The organism is Leisingera sp. ANG49 (assembly GCF_059694505.1).
In genome coordinates, this window is the sequence record NZ_JCATZN010000006.1 from 50,481 (window position 1) to 67,468 (window position 16,988).

Annotated in this window: 15 protein-coding genes; 10 read left to right on the forward strand and 5 right to left on the reverse strand. The window is 61.1% G+C overall.

Annotated features, from left to right (window positions below; genetic code table 11):
- Positions 1-21 precede the first annotated feature (21 nt).
- Genes AC58NV_RS18600 through AC58NV_RS18610 form a run of 3 tightly spaced genes read right to left on the reverse strand, consistent with a single transcriptional unit; the run spans position 22 to position 3,502 of the window.
- Entirely contained in the window at positions 22-729 is a 708-nt protein-coding gene (locus tag AC58NV_RS18600; protein WP_497228447.1) for a sulfite exporter TauE/SafE family protein, read from the reverse strand.
- On the reverse strand, positions 726-2,141 hold the full coding sequence (locus tag AC58NV_RS18605) for an amidohydrolase family protein (RefSeq protein ID WP_497228448.1): 1,416 nt from the start codon (positions 2,139-2,141) through the stop codon (positions 726-728). Before AC58NV_RS18605 ends, AC58NV_RS18600 begins: the two co-directional genes overlap by 4 nt.
- Positions 2,138-3,502: a uracil-xanthine permease family protein gene (locus AC58NV_RS18610; RefSeq protein ID WP_497228449.1), complete on the reverse strand. Its 1,365-nt coding sequence runs from the start codon at positions 3,500-3,502 to the stop codon at positions 2,138-2,140. Before AC58NV_RS18610 ends, AC58NV_RS18605 begins: the two co-directional genes overlap by 4 nt.
- 173 nt (positions 3,503-3,675) lie before the next feature.
- Between AC58NV_RS18610 and AC58NV_RS18615 the strand changes: the two genes are divergently transcribed.
- The 5 genes from AC58NV_RS18615 to AC58NV_RS18635 all read left to right on the forward strand — a co-directional run bounded on the left by AC58NV_RS18615 (position 3,676) and on the right by AC58NV_RS18635 (position 8,262).
- Complete coding sequence (locus tag AC58NV_RS18615; RefSeq protein ID WP_497228450.1) at positions 3,676-4,674, forward strand: LacI family DNA-binding transcriptional regulator; 999 nt, start codon at positions 3,676-3,678, stop codon at positions 4,672-4,674.
- Between the two features lie 574 nt (positions 4,675-5,248).
- Entirely contained in the window at positions 5,249-5,413 is a 165-nt protein-coding gene (locus tag AC58NV_RS18620; RefSeq protein WP_497228451.1) for a hypothetical protein, read from the forward strand.
- A 69-nt stretch (positions 5,414-5,482) separates the two neighbouring features.
- Positions 5,483-5,638: a hypothetical protein gene (locus AC58NV_RS18625; RefSeq protein WP_497228452.1), complete on the forward strand. Its 156-nt coding sequence runs from the start codon at positions 5,483-5,485 to the stop codon at positions 5,636-5,638.
- Between the two features lie 427 nt (positions 5,639-6,065).
- Positions 6,066-7,496, forward strand: a complete 1,431-nt coding sequence (locus tag AC58NV_RS18630; protein ID WP_497228453.1) for an NfeD family protein — start codon at positions 6,066-6,068, stop codon at positions 7,494-7,496.
- A gap of 1 nt (position 7,497) precedes the next feature.
- A complete protein-coding gene (locus AC58NV_RS18635) occupies positions 7,498-8,262 on the forward strand; it encodes a slipin family protein (RefSeq protein WP_497228454.1) in 765 nt (254 codons plus the stop codon).
- A gap of 969 nt (positions 8,263-9,231) precedes the next feature.
- Here the strand turns inward: AC58NV_RS18635 and AC58NV_RS18640 are convergent.
- The gene (locus AC58NV_RS18640; protein WP_497228455.1) at positions 9,232-11,481 is read right to left on the reverse strand and encodes a methyl-accepting chemotaxis protein; all 2,250 of its coding nucleotides are present in this window, start codon (positions 11,479-11,481) and stop codon (positions 9,232-9,234) included.
- Between the two features lie 375 nt (positions 11,482-11,856).
- Between AC58NV_RS18640 and AC58NV_RS18645 the strand changes: the two genes are divergently transcribed.
- A complete protein-coding gene (locus tag AC58NV_RS18645) occupies positions 11,857-12,306 on the forward strand; it encodes an Lrp/AsnC family transcriptional regulator (protein WP_366662828.1) in 450 nt (149 codons plus the stop codon).
- 21 nt (positions 12,307-12,327) lie between these two features.
- Here AC58NV_RS18645 and AC58NV_RS18650 read toward each other — a convergent pair whose 3' ends face one another.
- Entirely contained in the window at positions 12,328-13,263 is a 936-nt protein-coding gene (locus AC58NV_RS18650; protein ID WP_497228456.1) for a LysR family transcriptional regulator, read from the reverse strand.
- Between the two features lie 168 nt (positions 13,264-13,431).
- Here AC58NV_RS18650 and AC58NV_RS18655 point away from each other — a divergent pair, with 168 nt between their 5' ends.
- From AC58NV_RS18655 to AC58NV_RS18670, 4 genes are all read left to right on the forward strand, one after another.
- Entirely contained in the window at positions 13,432-14,445 is a 1,014-nt protein-coding gene (locus AC58NV_RS18655; RefSeq protein WP_497228457.1) for a TRAP transporter substrate-binding protein, read from the forward strand.
- Between the two features lie 72 nt (positions 14,446-14,517).
- Positions 14,518-15,054: a TRAP transporter small permease gene (locus AC58NV_RS18660; RefSeq protein ID WP_497228458.1), complete on the forward strand. Its 537-nt coding sequence runs from the start codon at positions 14,518-14,520 to the stop codon at positions 15,052-15,054.
- A 17-nt stretch (positions 15,055-15,071) separates the two neighbouring features.
- On the forward strand, positions 15,072-16,412 hold the full coding sequence (locus AC58NV_RS18665; RefSeq protein ID WP_497228459.1) for a TRAP transporter large permease: 1,341 nt from the start codon (positions 15,072-15,074) through the stop codon (positions 16,410-16,412).
- 19 nt (positions 16,413-16,431) lie between these two features.
- Positions 16,432-16,935 (forward strand): universal stress protein, encoded by a 504-nt coding sequence (locus AC58NV_RS18670; RefSeq protein ID WP_497228460.1) that lies wholly within the window; start codon positions 16,432-16,434, stop codon positions 16,933-16,935.
- The last annotated feature ends 53 nt before the right edge of the window (positions 16,936-16,988 follow it).

The window sequence follows — 16,988 nt, forward strand, 5'->3', positions numbered from 1 at the left end:
CTCTCATGGGTGCAGGGCCCGTCAGCCTGCAATCAGATACAGGCCGCTAACGATGGCGAACAGCAGCACCGCAACTCTCAGGCCAGGACCGCCGATCCGGCTGTGTGTCATCCGAGAAAGCGCGCTGCCCAGCATGACGGCAGGAAACAGGTACACTGCGGCCAGTAGCTGCACGGTTTCCATCCGTCCGGCAAGGGCGAGGATGATCAGGGAAATCACTTCACCAGCGAGGAAGCAAATCGCCACGGTCGAGCGCAGCACCGGGGCCGCAGCGTGCTGGTAGAGCAGCGCCAGCGGCGGGCCACCGATCCCAGTGGAGGTTTCGGTAACCCCGGTAAAGAGACCAACGCCCAAAGCTGCCGGGCGGGTGGGGTCAAAGCGCGGCGCAAGAAGCGCGACGCCAGCGGCGACAATGGTGAACCAGCCGACCGCCAGGTCCAGCTGCCGGCCGCTCAGCACCACCAGCAGCCAGAGCCCCGCAAACGTCCCGGCGAACCGGCCCAGCGTGATCCAGCCGGCGCCGTTCCAGTCGACCTCTTCCCGCTCGCGCCAGGCCACGTGGCTGTTGAGCGGCAGCATCAGAATGAGCAGCGTGACCGGCAGCAGCGAGGGCTCCACCAGTCCCAGGACCGGCGCCACGATCAGCGCAAAGCCGATACCCAGCGCGCCCTGGATGAAGGCCGCAGCAAAAACCACGGCCGACAGGATCAGCATAACCTCGAAAGTCACTTTGGTTCTGCCTGTTGCTGCAGCGCACGCGCCCTGTGGCTGGAAGAGACCGGGTGGATGCGCTGGATGCCTGCACTGGCAATGGCAGCGTCAGACAGCGCGCGTACCTCGGCCATCAGCGCCTTGGCGTCCCAATCAACTGGCCAGCCTTGCCAGAGCCGCAGCGCGCCTTGCGTGAAGACCGCATCGATCTGGTCGCGGCTGCCATAGCGGACCAGTTCCCAGATCAGGTCGTGCGAGGGGGTGAACTCCGGCCGGTCGAGATCAACGAGGAGGAAATCGGCTGCCAGCCCCGGTGCGATATCGCCCGTGACCGCGCCCAGCCCCGCCGCATCTGCGGCGCGGGTGGTGGCGGCGTCGAGCCAGAGCCAGCCGCCGCCGCAAGAACTGTCGCCGGTGGCGAGACCGAACCCCGCCCGCTGCAGGCTCTCGCCCGCATCCATCAGGCGGAACCCGTCGGCGCGGGTGCCGTCGGTGCCCAGGCCAAAGCGGATGCCAAGCGCCTCCATCTGCAACGCGGGTGCAATTGCGTTGCCCTTCCAGACACTGGCGACGGGGTTGTAGGCCACCGCCGTGCCGCTGTCGCGCAACAGGTTCAGCTCCTGCGGGGTGACAAGGGTGGAATGGGCGATCAGGACATGCGGCCCCAATGCGCCGATGGACGCGAGATGCTCCAGCGGCCGCTGGCCGCGCGCCACAAGCGAGCGCTCCACGGCTGCCAGATGCTCGTTCACATGGGATTGGAACACCACGCCCGCTTCGGCGGACAGGCTTGAAACGCTGGCCAGCATGCCGTTGGTGGCGACTTCGGGAATGGAGACCGCCAGCGAGGGGTGGATCAGCGGATCGCTTTCCCAGGCGGCCAAGTGCTGCTCCGCACGGGCCAGGATGGTGGCCTGATCCGCCACCTTGGCGGTACCGCCGAGGTCGTTGCAGATATAGCCCACCACGCTGCGCAGGCCGGTCTCCCGGGCCGCGGACGCCAGCGCGCCGATGCAACCGTCCGATCGGGTGCCGGCATCCACCGCCGTGGTGAACCCGCCGCGGAGACACTCCAGCGCCGCCAGCTTGGCCGAAAGATAGACCAAGCGTTCATTCAGGCTGGCTTCCAGCGGCACCCATATGCGGCGGAAGATCTCCGAAGGCTCGCCAAACACCAGCGACTTGCCCAGCGACTGGGTCAGATGGGTGTGGCTGTCGATGAACCCCGGCATCATCAGGTGATCCCGCAGGCGCAGCGGGTCCAGCTCGGGATGCCGGGCGCAAAGCGCCTCGGCATTGTCGATGTCCTGGAACCGGCCGCCGCGGACCAAAACGCCCAGGCCGGTCCGGCACTCCCCCTGATGGAGGAGCTTTCCGGGCAGGAGGAGGAGGTCGCCGCTCGCGGCGAGGCGGTTCTTGAGAGCGGTCATTTGCTTGCCTCCGCTTCGACGGTGATGGCTTCGGGTTCACCGGGGCGGTCTGCGCGCCCCACGTGCACAAAAAGCGCATTCACCACCGCGGCCGTGATCGTGCCCATGGCCAGGCCATTGCCAAGGATCATCTGCGACCACTTCGGAAACTGGCTGTAGAGGTCCGGGATCAGGGTCGGCAGCAGCCCCATGGTGAGCGCGGCGGCCAGCGTGTACATGTTGCCGTGGTCCCGCAGATCGACGCGGCGCAGCATGTCGATGCCGATCACGCCGATGATGGCAAAGACGATGACGGCAGTGCCGCCCACGACCGGGCCGGGCAAAGCAGAAGCCAGGCGGCTGACCGGTGCGAAGATCGCGATCAGGATCAGGATCACGCCGGCAGCGGCGGTCACATAACGCGATTTCACGTTGGTGGCGCGCACAATACCGATGTTTTCGCCGGAGGTGATGATCAGCGAGGTGCCGAACAGGCCGCCGATCAACGAGGTGATGGCGTCGCCACGGATGGTGGCCGGCACGATATTCTGCGCATTGCCGCTGCGGCCCGCGATCTCGGCGGTGGCCAGCGTCTGGCCGGTGGCTTCGGCCATGGAGATGATCGAGAAGATGATCAGCGGCAGCGAGGCGAAGATGTCGAACTTGGGCATGCCGTAAGGCAGCAGCTGCGGCACCGCGATGACCGGGCCAGTGAACAGGCCGGTGATCTGCGCCTCACCGATGGTGAGCGCGATCAGCGTGCCGCCGACGAGGCCCAGCATGACAGCCAGCCGTTGCAGCGTACCGGAGAGAAAGCGGGCACAGAGAATGGTCAGCAGTATGGTCGCGCCTGCAAGTGCGATCTTGATCGGGTCGGCAAAGCCTTCCGTGCCCGGCTTGCCGGTGATGGTGCCGCCGAAGATCTTCACCAGCTTGACCGACACAAGCAGCAGCATGGTGCCGACCACGATCGGCGGGAAGAACACGATCAGCCGTCTGAAGACTGGCAGGGCGGCGAAGTAGAACAGCGCAGTCATTATCACCGCCCCCACCGCGGTCTGTACGTCCGTCTGCACGGCAATCGCCATGAAGATGAAAATCGGCGCCCCGCCAGGCACCATGATGAAGGGCAGCCGGGCGCCGAAGCCGCGCGGGCCGAAGCTCTGCAGCAGGGTGCCGAAGCCGCAGACCAGGAAAGTCGCGCTGATCAGTGCAACTGTCAGGGCCTCGTCGAAATTGAGGGCACGTGACACCAGGAACACCGCGGTGATCGGCGATGCTGCCATCACCAGCACATGTTGCAGCCCGTAAATGGCAAGACTGCGCGGCGGCAGCATTTCATCCGCGGGGTCGCGGGTATGCGTTTGCTTGTGTGTTGACATTGTTTTCCTCCCTTAGGGGCCCGCCATCCCACGGGCAAAACCGGAACAAACCGTAAGAAATGACATGCAAACCGATTTGCATGATTGTTTGGCTTAGCACGGAAATTGATTCGCGCAAACCGATTTGCTAAACAGTTTGCGCCGGCCTGGCCGGGCACAAGGATGAGGCAGCGATGAAGAAACCGACAATTAGCGATCTAGCGCAGGCGGCGGGTGTTTCGAAAACCACGGTTTCCCATGCCTTTAGCGGGCGCCGCCATGTAGACCCTGAAACCCGGGAACGCATCGAGAAAATCGCTCAGGAGATCGGCTACAGGCCGAACCGCGCAGCGCAGCATCTGCGCACCGGGCGGACCGGGATGATCGCGCTTGCGTCATCGATGCCCTTCTCGGTGGCGGCGGGCCCGTCGCGGCTCGGCTTTCTGATGGAGATAGCCGCCACAGCGGCAGTGGCATCATTGACGCGGAATATGGCGCTTTGCCTGATCCCGCCGTTTCAGTCCGGGGCACAGCTGGATGCCATCACTCCGGACGGGGTGATCCTGGTCGAACCTTTCCAGGATGATCCGCTGGTTCAGCATTTCACCGGCCTGGGTGTGCCGGTTGTTTCTGTCGGCCGCATTCCCGGACGTGAGGATATCCCGCATGTTGATTTAAATTCAGGCGCGACCGCCCGCATGGTGCTGGAGCACTTGCGCGCCTCCGGTGCGTCCCGCATTGGTCTTGTCACAGGCGCGCAGCGGCGCAATTCCTATATCGAGACAGAGGCCGCCTACTGGTCTTTCTGCGATGAAACCGGCGCTGAGCCCATCAGCCTGCGGCTGGATGAAACCGGAGGCGAGGATCTTGCCGCGGACGCCGTCGCCGGCTTGCTGTCCCGCTGCGGGGACCTTGATGCGCTGTATGTGCCTGTAGACGCCTTCGCCTCTGGCGCAGTCACGGCAGCGGCGGCCAACGGTCTGGAAATTCCGCAAAATATCCGGATCGCAACCCGCTACGACGGGCTGCGCGCCAAGCTCTCCCAGCCTCCCCTGACCGCCGTGGAATTGCACCTGGAGGCCATTGCTGACCAAGCCGTCGGGTTACTGATGTCTGCAATTGAAGGTGGAGTTGCTGAGCCTGTCAGTGCGCCGCGACCACAATTGGTGCAGCGCGAGTCCACGGCGGGCTGAGCAGGGCACTTCCATGGCAACTAAACAAGTTGCTGATGGCAGTCTGCCTTTCAAAGCGCCTTTGCAGCGTGACCCTCAGCGAAAGAACCTGCGTCCCTGCGGTCGGAAAAGTCATTCGTTGCCATCAGCCTTTCGCACTAAACATTAGGATCTTCTGGTAACAGCCCCGGATTGTCTCGCTTGAAAGCCGGGGTCCTTTTGAAAGCACTATGACGCTTTGGATTGGGTGCAGCATTCAGCAGATCGGACTCTGATCTGGCATTTGCCGCGCACCGTACCAATGGCTGGTCTAGTGGTAAGTCATGTTTCGCCGCACAAACACCATTTCGCGCGATGAGTAGCCAGTGCGGACTTTCACATGGGAAGGAAACCGACAACCACGGCATCCTGACAATTAAAGTCTGCATGGTTGAAATGGGAGTTCACATTGTGGCCCGGCTGGTCGGTACCCCTTTGTCGGAATGCTGTTCACGCGTACTGACCACTCTGATTGCCAGCCTCAGCCTCGCCCATTTGCACGAGGTTGTTATGTGTGGATAACGAGCCTCGTCTTCTCAATTTCTTGGAGGCTAACATGGCACAGAAAATCTTCAACAATCCCGATTTCGTTACTGGCTACAGCCACCTTCCTCGGCAGGTGCATGGGCTGAACGGTGCGCCTGAGTGGCCCGCAATCCAGGCCGTTCTGCTTGAACTGACCGGTAAATGCATTTTCGATCTTGGCTGCGGTTTCGGGTAGGAGTTACGCCGGTTTCGCGAACGCCGCACAGATTGGTTCGCCAAGGGTGTGCTAAAGCACCATCGGATCTTGGCAACCACAATCAACACACATATTATTGTGGGGTTCGAGCTGTACTGGGTGGAAGAGTTTGCGCCCACACCTGAACAGATTGCGGAGATACCGGACCTGGCTGAAGAACTGGAACGGCCGGTGATGTTGTTGGTTTCGGCACACAAGATCTGATTCCAGCCCAGTCTAGTCGTCGGGGCGGCGGGTTCCCCATTGACCCCAAAGGACATTTTTCGGGCATTCGCCAAGTCAAGCACGAGCGTCAGCTTGTGGAAAGGCCTCTTTCGCCGCAACTCCAACAAATGCATGCAGTGCAAGACCAAAGCTGACAGAGCCGCAAAGACCTTGTCGCCACCTGAGCGGTTGAGCGTTTCCTCCAGCTGTGCCGACACTGTGTCTAACCCGTTGTAATACCCCCATTTCTTCATGGCTCTGGCAAGGTTCACGCGAACGATGCCTCGCCGTTGCCGAGTATGTCGTGCTGCCCTTCCCATCGTCGGCAAGATCGATGATGGCAAGCTATCTAGGGCAGCAAGTGCAGTAAAGGGCGCCGATTTGAGGCTTGTAGTCCCCGCACTACATTGTGCGGTGGAGAAACCGCATGGGAATTGCGAAACGTTTGCTTCTGCTTCTTGGCCTGATCGTCCTGGCCTTGATTGCAGCGGAGCCCCTGAAAGCCCAGACCGAAAGCGAAGGCGCTGCCGGACATCATGTGCTGTTCACAGTGATTGAAGGCCCGATCGGCCCGGCAACCGTTCACCATGTTGAGCGGGTGCTCCAGCAGTCCCGGAATCCGCCTGCGGAGGCGGTTGTGCTGCAGCTGAACACGCCTGGCGGGCTTGCCGACGCGATGCGCGAGATCATTTCGCTGATACTGCAGTCGCAGGTGCCTGTGATCACTTATGTGGCCCCGCCCGGGGCCCATGCGGCCAGCGCCGGAACCTATATTCTCTATGCCAGCCATGTCGCGGCGATGGCGCCTGGAACCAACCTGGGCGCGGCGACACCTGTCGCTATCGGCGGGCTTCCCGACGGCCTGCCCGACCGGGACCCCGCAAGGGAGCGGGATGAGGAGAAAGACACAAACGGCAGCCCGGCCCGCAGCCCAACAGCGCCCAAGACCGCCTTGGAGGCCAAGGCAACCAACGACGCGGCTGCACTGATCCGAAGCCTGGCGGAGCTGCACGGCCGCAATGCGGACTGGGCCGAAAAAGCAGTGCGCCAGGCCGAGAGCCTGTCTGCAACCAGAGCGCTGGAGCTTAATGTCATCGATCTGGTTGCTGCCGACCTTGACGCTCTTTTGCGGGATGCCGACGGGCACAGCGTGGTGATGGGGGAAGCCCGGAAGCAAATCTTTACCGCCGGACTGCCGGTCGAGCGGGTCGAAATGGACATGGTCATCCGTATTCTCAGCGTTTTGTCGAACCCGAATGTGGCCCTGGTGCTGATGATGCTTGGGGTCTACGGGCTGATCTTCGAATTCTGGAATCCCGGTGCCTTGGTGCCCGGTGTTGTAGGGGCGATCTGCCTGACTCTGGGGCTCTTTGCCCTCAACCAGCTGCCGTTGAATTACGCAGCCCTGGCGCTCCTGGGGATCGGTGTGGCCTTCATGGTTGCCGAAGCATTTTCACCAAGTTTCGGCGTCTTGGGGCTTGGCGGGCTGATCGCCTTTTCGCTGGGCGCGGCGATGCTGGTGGATGCCGATACACCCGCCTTCCGCGTCTCCTGGTGGCTGATCGCCAGCATGGCATTGACCAGCGCCGCGGTGCTGGTTCTGCTGCTCGGCTACACGATCCGTGTCTACCGGCGGCAGCTGGTATCGGGGTCGGCACGCATGATCGGCGCCAAAGCCAGAGTGCTCGACTGGCAAGATGGCAGCGGTTTTGTCTGGGTTGAAGGCGAACGCTGGCAGGCGAAGGGGCTTTCCGGCCTGCAACCGGGCCAATACGTCCGCGTCAACGGGATCAAGGACCTCACACTGCACGTTGTGGCCGACACCGGATCAGGACCGGGAACAACCAGGGGAGAATGAGATGGAAGCACTTCCTTTCGATTGGGTCGCCTATCTGCTGGCAGTCGTCCTGCTGGTGCTTTTCCTGCAGGCGGCAGTCTACATCTTCCGCGAGTATGAACGCGGGGTGCTGTTCACGCTGGGCCGGTTCACCCGGGTTTCGGGGCCCGGCTTTGTGCTGATCATTCCGGTGGTCCAGCAGCTGGTGCGGACAGACCTGCGCATGTTTGTCGAGGATGTGCCCAGCCAGGATGTCATCAGCCGCGACAATGTCTCGGTCAAGGTCAACGCGGTGATCTACTTCAGGATCGTCGACCCGCAGCGCGCGATCATCAACGTCGCGGACTTCCGGGCTGCCGTCAGCCAGCTGGCACAAACCACCCTGCGTTCGGTTCTGGGCAAGCACGAGCTGGATGAAATGCTTTCCGAACGCGACAAGCTCAATGCAGACATCCAGGAAATCCTCGACCGCCAGACCGACGCCTGGGGCATCAAGGTGGCAAACGTCGAGATCAAGCACGTGGATATCGACGAAAGCATGGTCCGCGCCATCGCCAAGCAGGCGGAAGCAGAGCGGCTCCGCCGCGCCCGGGTCATCAACGCCGCCGGCGAATTCCAGGCCGCATCCAAGCTGGTCGAGGCGGGCAAGCTGCTGGCCACGCAGCCCAATTCCATGCAGCTGCGCTATTTCAATGCACTGACCGACATTGCAACGGGCCGGACCACGACAGTTGTCTTTCCATTGCCAGTCGATCTTCTTCCCAACGCGAAAAAGCCAAAAGAGTGATGCAAGTGCGCTGAAGCCGGGTCTGGACGTAGCCCGGACTGCGGCCGGACAGTGATCTGAGACACGGGGCCGGAGCGGTGAAATTGGGAGGGGCTCTAGCCAGTCGCGGGAGGAAAGCGGAAGTTCACGGGCCGCTTGCTAAATGCGTAAGTTTAACCCTGCAGTTTCTCAGCCTTAGTGCTCAAGGCTGAAGCTAGGCTTCCGAGTTAAGTCCGGCTGCTGGCAATGATCCGCGTGTCTATTTGTCCTTTACCAATTTTTTCGGCTGCAAAAATTAAACCCGATACCTGACCAGAAATTCTCCTGACATCCCAATATGCGATGAACATGGCGACGGCTGTGTGGAGAGCAGAAACGCCGATTACCTAGTTACTAGCAAAAGCTGCCTCACGGCTTGCGCTGATCGCTACTTGGTTCGCTTCCGAGCGCCAGTTTCCTGCCAGCTCTCCAGTCAGCGGTGAAAACGGCTCATCGAACAATTCCTCAAGGATATGGGATCGAGCCGATTTGAACTGTCTTGGCGATTGCCCCTTCCAAGTTTTCCGGGCACCTGGCGAAACGGGCTGATCCGGCCCGGTTGTCGGCCCGCTGCCGACGTGACGCAGCACTGCTGCCCGCAATCAGGCGGATTTTCGAAGAGAACTGGCGGTCTATGGCCTTAGGAAGGTCTGCCGGCAATTGCAGTGGGAAAGTTTCGCTGTCCGCAGCTGCGCGGTCGCTCGGCTGATGAGGGGCATGAGGTTTCAAGACATTATTCGAGGGAAGCCGCGCTGGAGCACGGTGCCCGACACTAAGGCACCATGCCCGCTGGACAAGGTGAACTGGCAATTTCGCGTGCTCGCACCTAGCACGCTCTGGGTCAGCGATTTCACTTGTGCCGCCATATGGAAAGGCTTCGCTTGTGCCGCCCTTTGTTATTGATGCTTAGGCCCGCATTGCAACCTACTCAGTTAATGCTACAGAGCCGCATTACGCACTCAGGCGTTGCGGTTCTGAAACGAAGTCATAGCCCGCGGCCGCGCTTCCGCTGCCCAGGTCGAAGCGGCCAACGATGTCCGTCAGGCTGTGCGACTCATTCTGCAGCAGCTGGCTCGCGGCGGCGGCTTCCTCGGACATGGCGGCGTTCTGCTGGGTCATGCTGTCCAGCTGATGCATGGCGCCGTCGATCTTCTCCAAGCCTTCCGACTGGGCGCGCACGCCGTCTGCGATCTCCGTCACCAGCCCCGACACCGCCGAGACCTGCTCGATGATGCTGGTCAGCGCGTCGCCCGCGCGGCCGACCATGGCAACGCCGTTGGCCACGTGCTCCTCGCTGGCGGAGGTCAGCCCCTTGATCTGCCCGGCGGCGTTGGAGGCGCGCTGCGCCAGCGCCCGCACCTCTGAGGCGACCACCGCAAAGCCAGCGCCCGCGGGGCCGGCGCGCGCCGCCTCGACGCCGGCGTTCAGCGCCAGCAGGTTGGTCTGGAAAGCGATGTCGTCAATCATGTTGATGATCTTGGAGATCTCCGCCGAGGCCTCCTGGATCTGATCCATTGCCGCCACGGCGGAAGTTACCACATCGGTGCTTTGCTCCGCCTCGCTGCGGGCGCCGCGCATGGTTTCGTCCATCCGGCCAGCCCGGTCAGCGGTGTCGCGGATGCCGCCGGTCAGTTCGCGGATGGCGCCTGCGGTTTCCTCCAACGTTGCCGCCTGGCTTTCGGTGCGGTGCGCCATTTCGGTGGCTGCGCCGCGCTGCTCTTCCGAGAAGCGGCCGACGTTTTCCGCCGCGCCGACGACCTCTGCCATGGAGCCGCGCAGCCGTTCCAGGCTGCGGTTGAAGTTCTCCCGCAGGGTTTCGTAATGCCCGTCGAATGGCGCTTGGATGTCGCAGGCAAGGTTGCCGTGCTGCAATTCTGACAAGGCCGCGCTCATGCTTTCGACCACAGCTGCCGTGTGGCGGGCGGCCTCCACCTCGCGGGCGGCGGCCTCATCCGCTTCTTGCAGCTTGCCGCGGAAGGTGTCGAGGCTGCGGGCCAGGTCGCCCAGCTCGTCACCGCGTGCGAGGCCCTCAATTTCCGAAGAGTAGTCGGCATCGGCCAGCGCATTGGTGGCCTCGCGCAGGGCGTGGATCGGGCGGGTGACGCTGCGCGCGGCCAGCCAGGAGACCCCGATCGCCGCCAGGAGCGCAGCACCGATCATGCCGGCGGCAATCAGGCGGATGCGCTCGACCACGGCAAAAGCGGTGTGCTCATCGGTTTCCAACACCAGCGACCAGTCAAAGCCAGGCAGGTTCAGAGGCATGACCTGGGCAATGGCGCGTTCCCCCAGCGAGGAGGGCGCGCTCTCGAACTGGGCCGCTTCCCGCGATGCCGCAGCTTGGATCTGCGGCGTGTCCGGCATTTGCTGCAGCACCGGAAACAGGCCCTCGACCGAGGACGGGCTGCGGGCCACGCCGTCGCTGCTGACCACGTAAATATTCTGATGGGTGCCGCCGGACAGGTTGCTGGTCAGAGCTTTGACGACGCCGGCAGTGCCCAGCTGGATGGCAATCACCCCAGCAATTTTACCGTTCTTGGCGAACACAGGCGCGGCCATGAAGGCCGCGGCATCCGGGCTATGGCCGTAGGCGGCAAAATCCGCGACAGCGACCGTCCCTGCCTCTGCTTCCAACGCCGCATGGAACACTTGCGACAGGCCGCTGTCCGGCGTCTCCTGGACACCGGTCATGAAATCGCCCCGCTTCTTCACCGAATAGACCACCTGCCCGGCGGGAGTGATCAGGTAGAGGTCCTGATAGCCGTTGAGGCGCAGGCTTTGCAGGAAAGTTGGGTGATAAGTGACATGCGACTGATTGTAATAGGAGCCGTCACCCGCGTCCGTCAGCTCCTCCCGCTGGTCTGTGGCGTTGGGGTTTCCGGCGGCATATGTCTGTTTCAGATAGGCAATGGGGTCGTCTTCCTCGACCATGCCGATTACCCGCTCGAAGTTGCTGATCGCCCTGAACACCGCGGGCTGGCCTGCCAGGCTCGAGACATCGGAGCGCGCCGCCTTGATCAGGAACCCCAGCGCCTGGGCGCCGGATTTGGCCTCGATTTTCTGGGCGGCAAAGGCGTTTTCGCGGATGCTGCGCTCTGCCATGGAGTAGACCAGAAGCGACACGGTGACCAAGAAGACACCGGTCAGCGCCACCATGATCAGCGGCAATTTCAGTTTCAGCGGCAGTTTCGTTAGTCGGGGCATTGGCCAGGGTCTCCTGCGGTCTGCGGCGCCCGGGCAGACCGGGGCCTTGAGCAGTCATAATCCGGAAAGTCCTGAAAAAGTGTGTACCGCAAGCGGGTCGCAAATGTAGTTTTCCTGAATTCCTGAGAAATGATGCCGCAAATTTGAAATGTGTGCGGGGCGGGTGCGAAACTTGCAGAATTGCCTTATTATTATTGTTCATCTGGCCCTCATCAGTCAGCAGGCGGTTTCCTGGATGACGCAAACCGTCAGGCCTGGACGCATTCACATTCGATGATCTTGCATCAGCGGGGCGCATTCCAGGGCAGGCATCAGACGGTGCCGGCAGCAGGTTTTCAAGTTGTCATTCCAGCCAAACCGGACCAAAAATCAGCCATGGACAAAAAAGATCATGAAATCCTTCGGCTGATACAGGCAAATGCCCAGCTCACCGCCGAGGCGATCAGCCAGGAAGTCGGCCTGTCCGCACCCGCGGTGCAGAAGCGGCTGAAGAAGCTGCGCGACACGGGCGTGATCGAAAGGGAGATTGCGATCCTCTCGCCGGCCAAGATGGGCCGGGAAATGACCGTGATCGTGCAGGTGGTTCTGGAGCGCGAAAGCCGGATGCATCTGGATGCCTTCAAACGCAAGATGCGCAAGGCGCCGCAGGTGCAGCAATGCTATTACACGACCGGCGAGGCGGATTTCATCCTGATGGTCATCGTCAAGGACATTAAGGAATACGAGGCCTTCACTCAGGAGTACTTCTTTGATGAATCCAATGTCAGCCGCTTCACCTCGTCGGTGGTGATGGACAGGGTCAAGGTTTCGCTGGACATCATCTGAGCCGGGCAGCGGCAATGCCCGTCACACATCCGGCTTCCGAGCGGCATGCGCCGTGGTCAATTGGTCGAGAAACAGTCTGGTGATGCGGTTCATCGCCGGTCGCTTGCGGGTAACGGCAGCGAATTGGGTCCGGTAGGAGATTTTTTCCGGCAACACTTTCTTCATCATACCGTCGCGGACAAATTTCTCTGCCATATGGTCGGGCAGGAAACCCAGGTAGCTGCCTGACATGATGAGGATTGCAAGCGCCTGTTCGTTCTGCACCTTGGCGGCGCGACGGAAGCCCAGGGTCTGGCCGACGTGCAGGTTGGGGGAGTTCACCCGGATGCCCGCATAATTGGCCGCCCGCACATCCGCCAGGCTGAGACCGGATTGGCCGCAGTCCATGAAGGGGTGCCCTTTGCCGCAGTACAGGAACATGTCCTCACCATAAAGCGGTGCGTAATCCAGACTGGGGGAAGGCCGGTGCAGTGCCAGGATCCCAACGTCGATCTTGCCGCCGATCACATTGGTTTCAATCACGTTGGGCGGCTCCAGAGACAGGTCGATCTCAACCGCGGGCGCAGCCTTGTTGAAGGTGCGGATAGCACCGGCGACATATGCCTCGGGGTTTGAGGCGCATTGATCGAACAGGGCAATGCGCAGGGTGCCGGCCAGCTGCTGCTTTATCTCGTTCACTTCGGCCCTGAAGTCCGCAACGGACACCAGAAGGCCTTCTGCCGATTTCAGCACCTTGATGCCGTCATCTGTCAGCGAAAATCCAGCTGGTCCGCGGTTGCACAGCTTCAGGTCCAGCCGTAGCTCCAGGTCGGCGATGTATTTGGAAATCGTCGATTTACCGATGTTTAACTCGGTTTCGGCTGCCGCCAGCCCGCCGCTTTCGGCCACTGCCTTGAACACCCGCAACAGTTTCAGGTCGGCATCGGCAATATGTTTGACCTGCGATTTCCGGTTCATTCCTAGGTTCGATATATGTGAAACTTTGATTTCAAAAGTTTACATTCTAGAAACATAAAACGCAATGTAGCTTCCCGCAGACCAAGGACGGATCGGACTGGCAGTGACGCTGTGGAGGGCGGGCCAGCGCGCGCCTTGGGACCCAAGATGACAATACGGGAGGAAGTTATGTCATTTCTCAAGAAGGTCTGCACGCTGACCGCAGCCGTTTCTGCCGCCGCGATGCTGACCGCCGGTGCGGTGTCCGCCAAGAATTTCAAGATCGCCGTGGGCGACAGCGCAGGCAGCCCCCAGGAAGCCACCGGCAAGTTCTTCATTGAGGCACTGGAGGAAAAATCCGGTGGCGAGCACACCGCAACCCTGTTCCTGAACGGCCAGCTGGGGTCGGAGCAGGACACTGTCAACGAAGCTGCCATCGGCACCCTGGACATGTCGCTGCTGGCGATCAACAACGTTACCCCGTTCTCCCCGACTGTGGGCGTGTTCACCCTGCCTTACGTGATCCTGTCGCTGGAAGACGCCGAAACCCTGACACAAGGCCCCATTGGCCAGGAACTGACCGAAAACACCCTGCGCGATGCTGGCGTCCGCATCATCGCCTGGACCTACACCGGCTTCCGCCGCCTGACCAACTCCAAGAAGCCGGTCACCTCGGTTGCTGACCTGCAGGATCTGGTGATCCGCGTGCCCAAGAACGAGATCATGATCGAGACCTACAAGTCCTGGGGCATCAACCCGACCCCGATGGCCTGGTCGGAGACCTTCACCGGCCTGCAAACCAAGGTGGTTGACGGTCAGGACAATCCCTACATGACCATCAACGCGATGAAGTTCTACGAGGTGCAGAACCACGTCACCAACCTGCGCTACATCTTCTCGATCGAGCCGCTGATCGTGTCCGAGGCCGTGTTCCAAGGGCTGAGCGAGGAAGATCAGCAGATCATCCTGGAGGCGGGCAAGGAAGCGACCCTGAATTCGGCCCAGTTCCTGCGCGACTCTGAAGCCGCGATCAAGGAAGAGCTGGTTACCAAGGGTATGGAAATCGTCGACCCCGAAAACGATGAAGCCGAGTTCATCGAGCTGGCCACCGGTGCCGTCTGGCCGCAGTTCTACGACTCCATCGGCGGTGTCGAAAAGCTGAACGCAGTGCTGACCGCCATCGGCCGCGACCCGGTCCAGTAAGCCTCTGGCCTGATAATCAAGACACAACGGAGCAGCGCTGCGGCGCTGCTTCGCTCAGGGGAGGAGTGCATCATGTTCTGGAAGTTCATGGACAATATCGAAAGTTATATATGCCGCCTATTGCTGTCCGGCTTTGTCATTCTGCTGTTTGTGCAAATCGTCTCGCGCGAGATGTTCGGCCATTCGTTTTCCTGGATCGAGGAACTGTCGGTCTACATGTTCGTCTGGTTCGTTTACTTCGGCGCCTCTTATGCCGCGCTGAAAGGCGCGCATAACCGGGTCACCTTCCAGTTCAAGTTCCTGCCTGCTGGCTGGATCAAGTATATCGAGGCCTTCGCTGACCTCTTCTGGCTATTCTTCAACTGCTATTTCCTGTGGCTGGCCACCGATTTCGTCTTCAACAAGATGAACAAGTTCTGGAAGTCGCAGACCTTGGGCATCGAGATGAAATACATCTACATGGTGCTCCCCATCGCTTTTGCTCTGATGACGATCCGCATCCTGCAGGTGAATTACCGCAAGCTGATCCTCGGTGAAGACATCCACGACCCCGACCAGATCGACCTTGATGAGATCAAGGGCGCCGCTGTCGCGGACAACCGCACGTAACCGCGAGGGACAGAACCATGGAAACCGAAATCGTCACGATCCTGTTCGGATCCTTTCTGCTGCTGCTGCTCCTGGGGGCGCCGATCACCGTTGCGCTGGGGGTGTCGTCGCTCTTGTCATTCCTCTATCTGGACGAAAACCCGATTAAATTCGTGCAGATCGCCTTTACCTCGGTTGGCTCCTTCCCGCTGATGGCGCTGCCTGCCTTTATCCTGGCCGGTGCACTGATGGAGGCTGCGGGGATATCGAAACGCCTGATCAACGTGGCTGAAAGCCTGGCCGGGCCGTTCACCGGCGGGATTTCCGCCGCCACTGTGATGGCCTGCCTGTTCTTTGGCGCGATCTCAGGATCCGGCCCGGCCACCACGGCGGCCGTCGGCATGCTGATGATCCCTGCGATGATCGACCGCGGCTATGAGCGCGGTTATGCCTCTGCTGTCACGGCTTCATCAGGCGGCTTGGGCATCATCATCCCGCCGTCCATCCCGATGGTGATCTTCGGCATCGCCGCCCTGGGCTTTACCGCACCGCCGGAAGCGGTCGAGAAATTCGGCACCTTCCAGTCGGTGTCGATTTCGAAACTGTTCATCGCTGGCTTTGTGCCCGCCTTTCTAATTGCCACCAGCCTGCTGATCCTGAATTTCTTCATGTCGAAAAAACGCGGCTACAAAGGCTCTGCCGATGGCTGGTCGGTCCGCAATGTCGGCTGTGAGATGTACCGCGGCTTCTGGTCGCTGATGGCGCCCTTGGTGATCCTGGGCGGTATCTACACTGGCTTCTTCACCCCGACCGAGGCCGCCATCGTGGCGATCTTCTATACCCTTGTGGTGGGTGTCTTCATCTACCGCGAACTGACCTGGTCGTCGCTGTTCCAGTCGCTGGAGGCCACTACATGGCTAACCGGCCGGGTGCTGCTGATCCTGTTCACCGCCACTGTGTTCGGCCGCCTGCTGGTGGAAAACCAGATCCCGGCGATCATCGCGGATAGCATGCTGAGCTTCACCCAAAACCTTTATGTGATCTGGGCGTTGATCATCTTCTTCCTGCTGTTTGTCGGCATGTTCATGGAGACCCTGGCCACCATCCTGATCCTGGTGCCGGTGATGCTGCCGGTGGCCTATTCGGTGGGCATCGACCCGATCCATTTCGGGGTGGTGATGGTCTGCACGCTGGGCATCGGTTTCCAGACGCCGCCCTTGGGGGAGAACCTGTTCATCGCTTCTGGCATCTCGAACATCTCGATTGAGCAGATCTCGCTGCGTGCGCTGCCCTTTGCGGCCGTGAACACGATTGCGATCTTCATCATCGCCTTCTTCCCGGAGCTGTCGCTGTGGCTGCCGCGGCTGTTCGGCTATTGACCTGAAGGGAGGCTGAGACATGAAACCGATGATCACAAACATCCTGTTTGCCACTGATCTGTCGCAGAACAACTCATATGCGCTGCGCCATGCGGCCAGCCTGGCACAGGCGACCGGGGCGGAAATACATGTACTGCATGTGAACGAGCCGATTTCCGAGGATGCGCGCATCACGTTTGAGATGTTCGTGCTGAATGACGAGACCCGCAAGACGGCGGCCAAGCGGCGGCATGAGATGGTCAAGCAGGTGCTGGCCGAGCGGCAGGCGCGGTTCTGGGCAGCGTTTGAGGGCGATGACGCGAAAATACGCGATCAGGTCACCTCGGTTGAGGTGACCGACGGCCACCCGGCAGAGGTGATACTGCGCCGCTCGGTGGAGCTCGGCTGCGACCTGATCGTGCTGGGCGCCCATGACCACGGGTTTTCACACACCTTCCTGGGCACGGTGGCCAAACGCGTTCTGCGCCGGTCGCAGATCCCAACGCTGGTGGTGCCTTACCAGAACAGCGATGACGAGGACTGATCCTCCCCGCGGGCGGCTCCGCATGGCCGCCTGCAAGGACCATCCCTGAAATA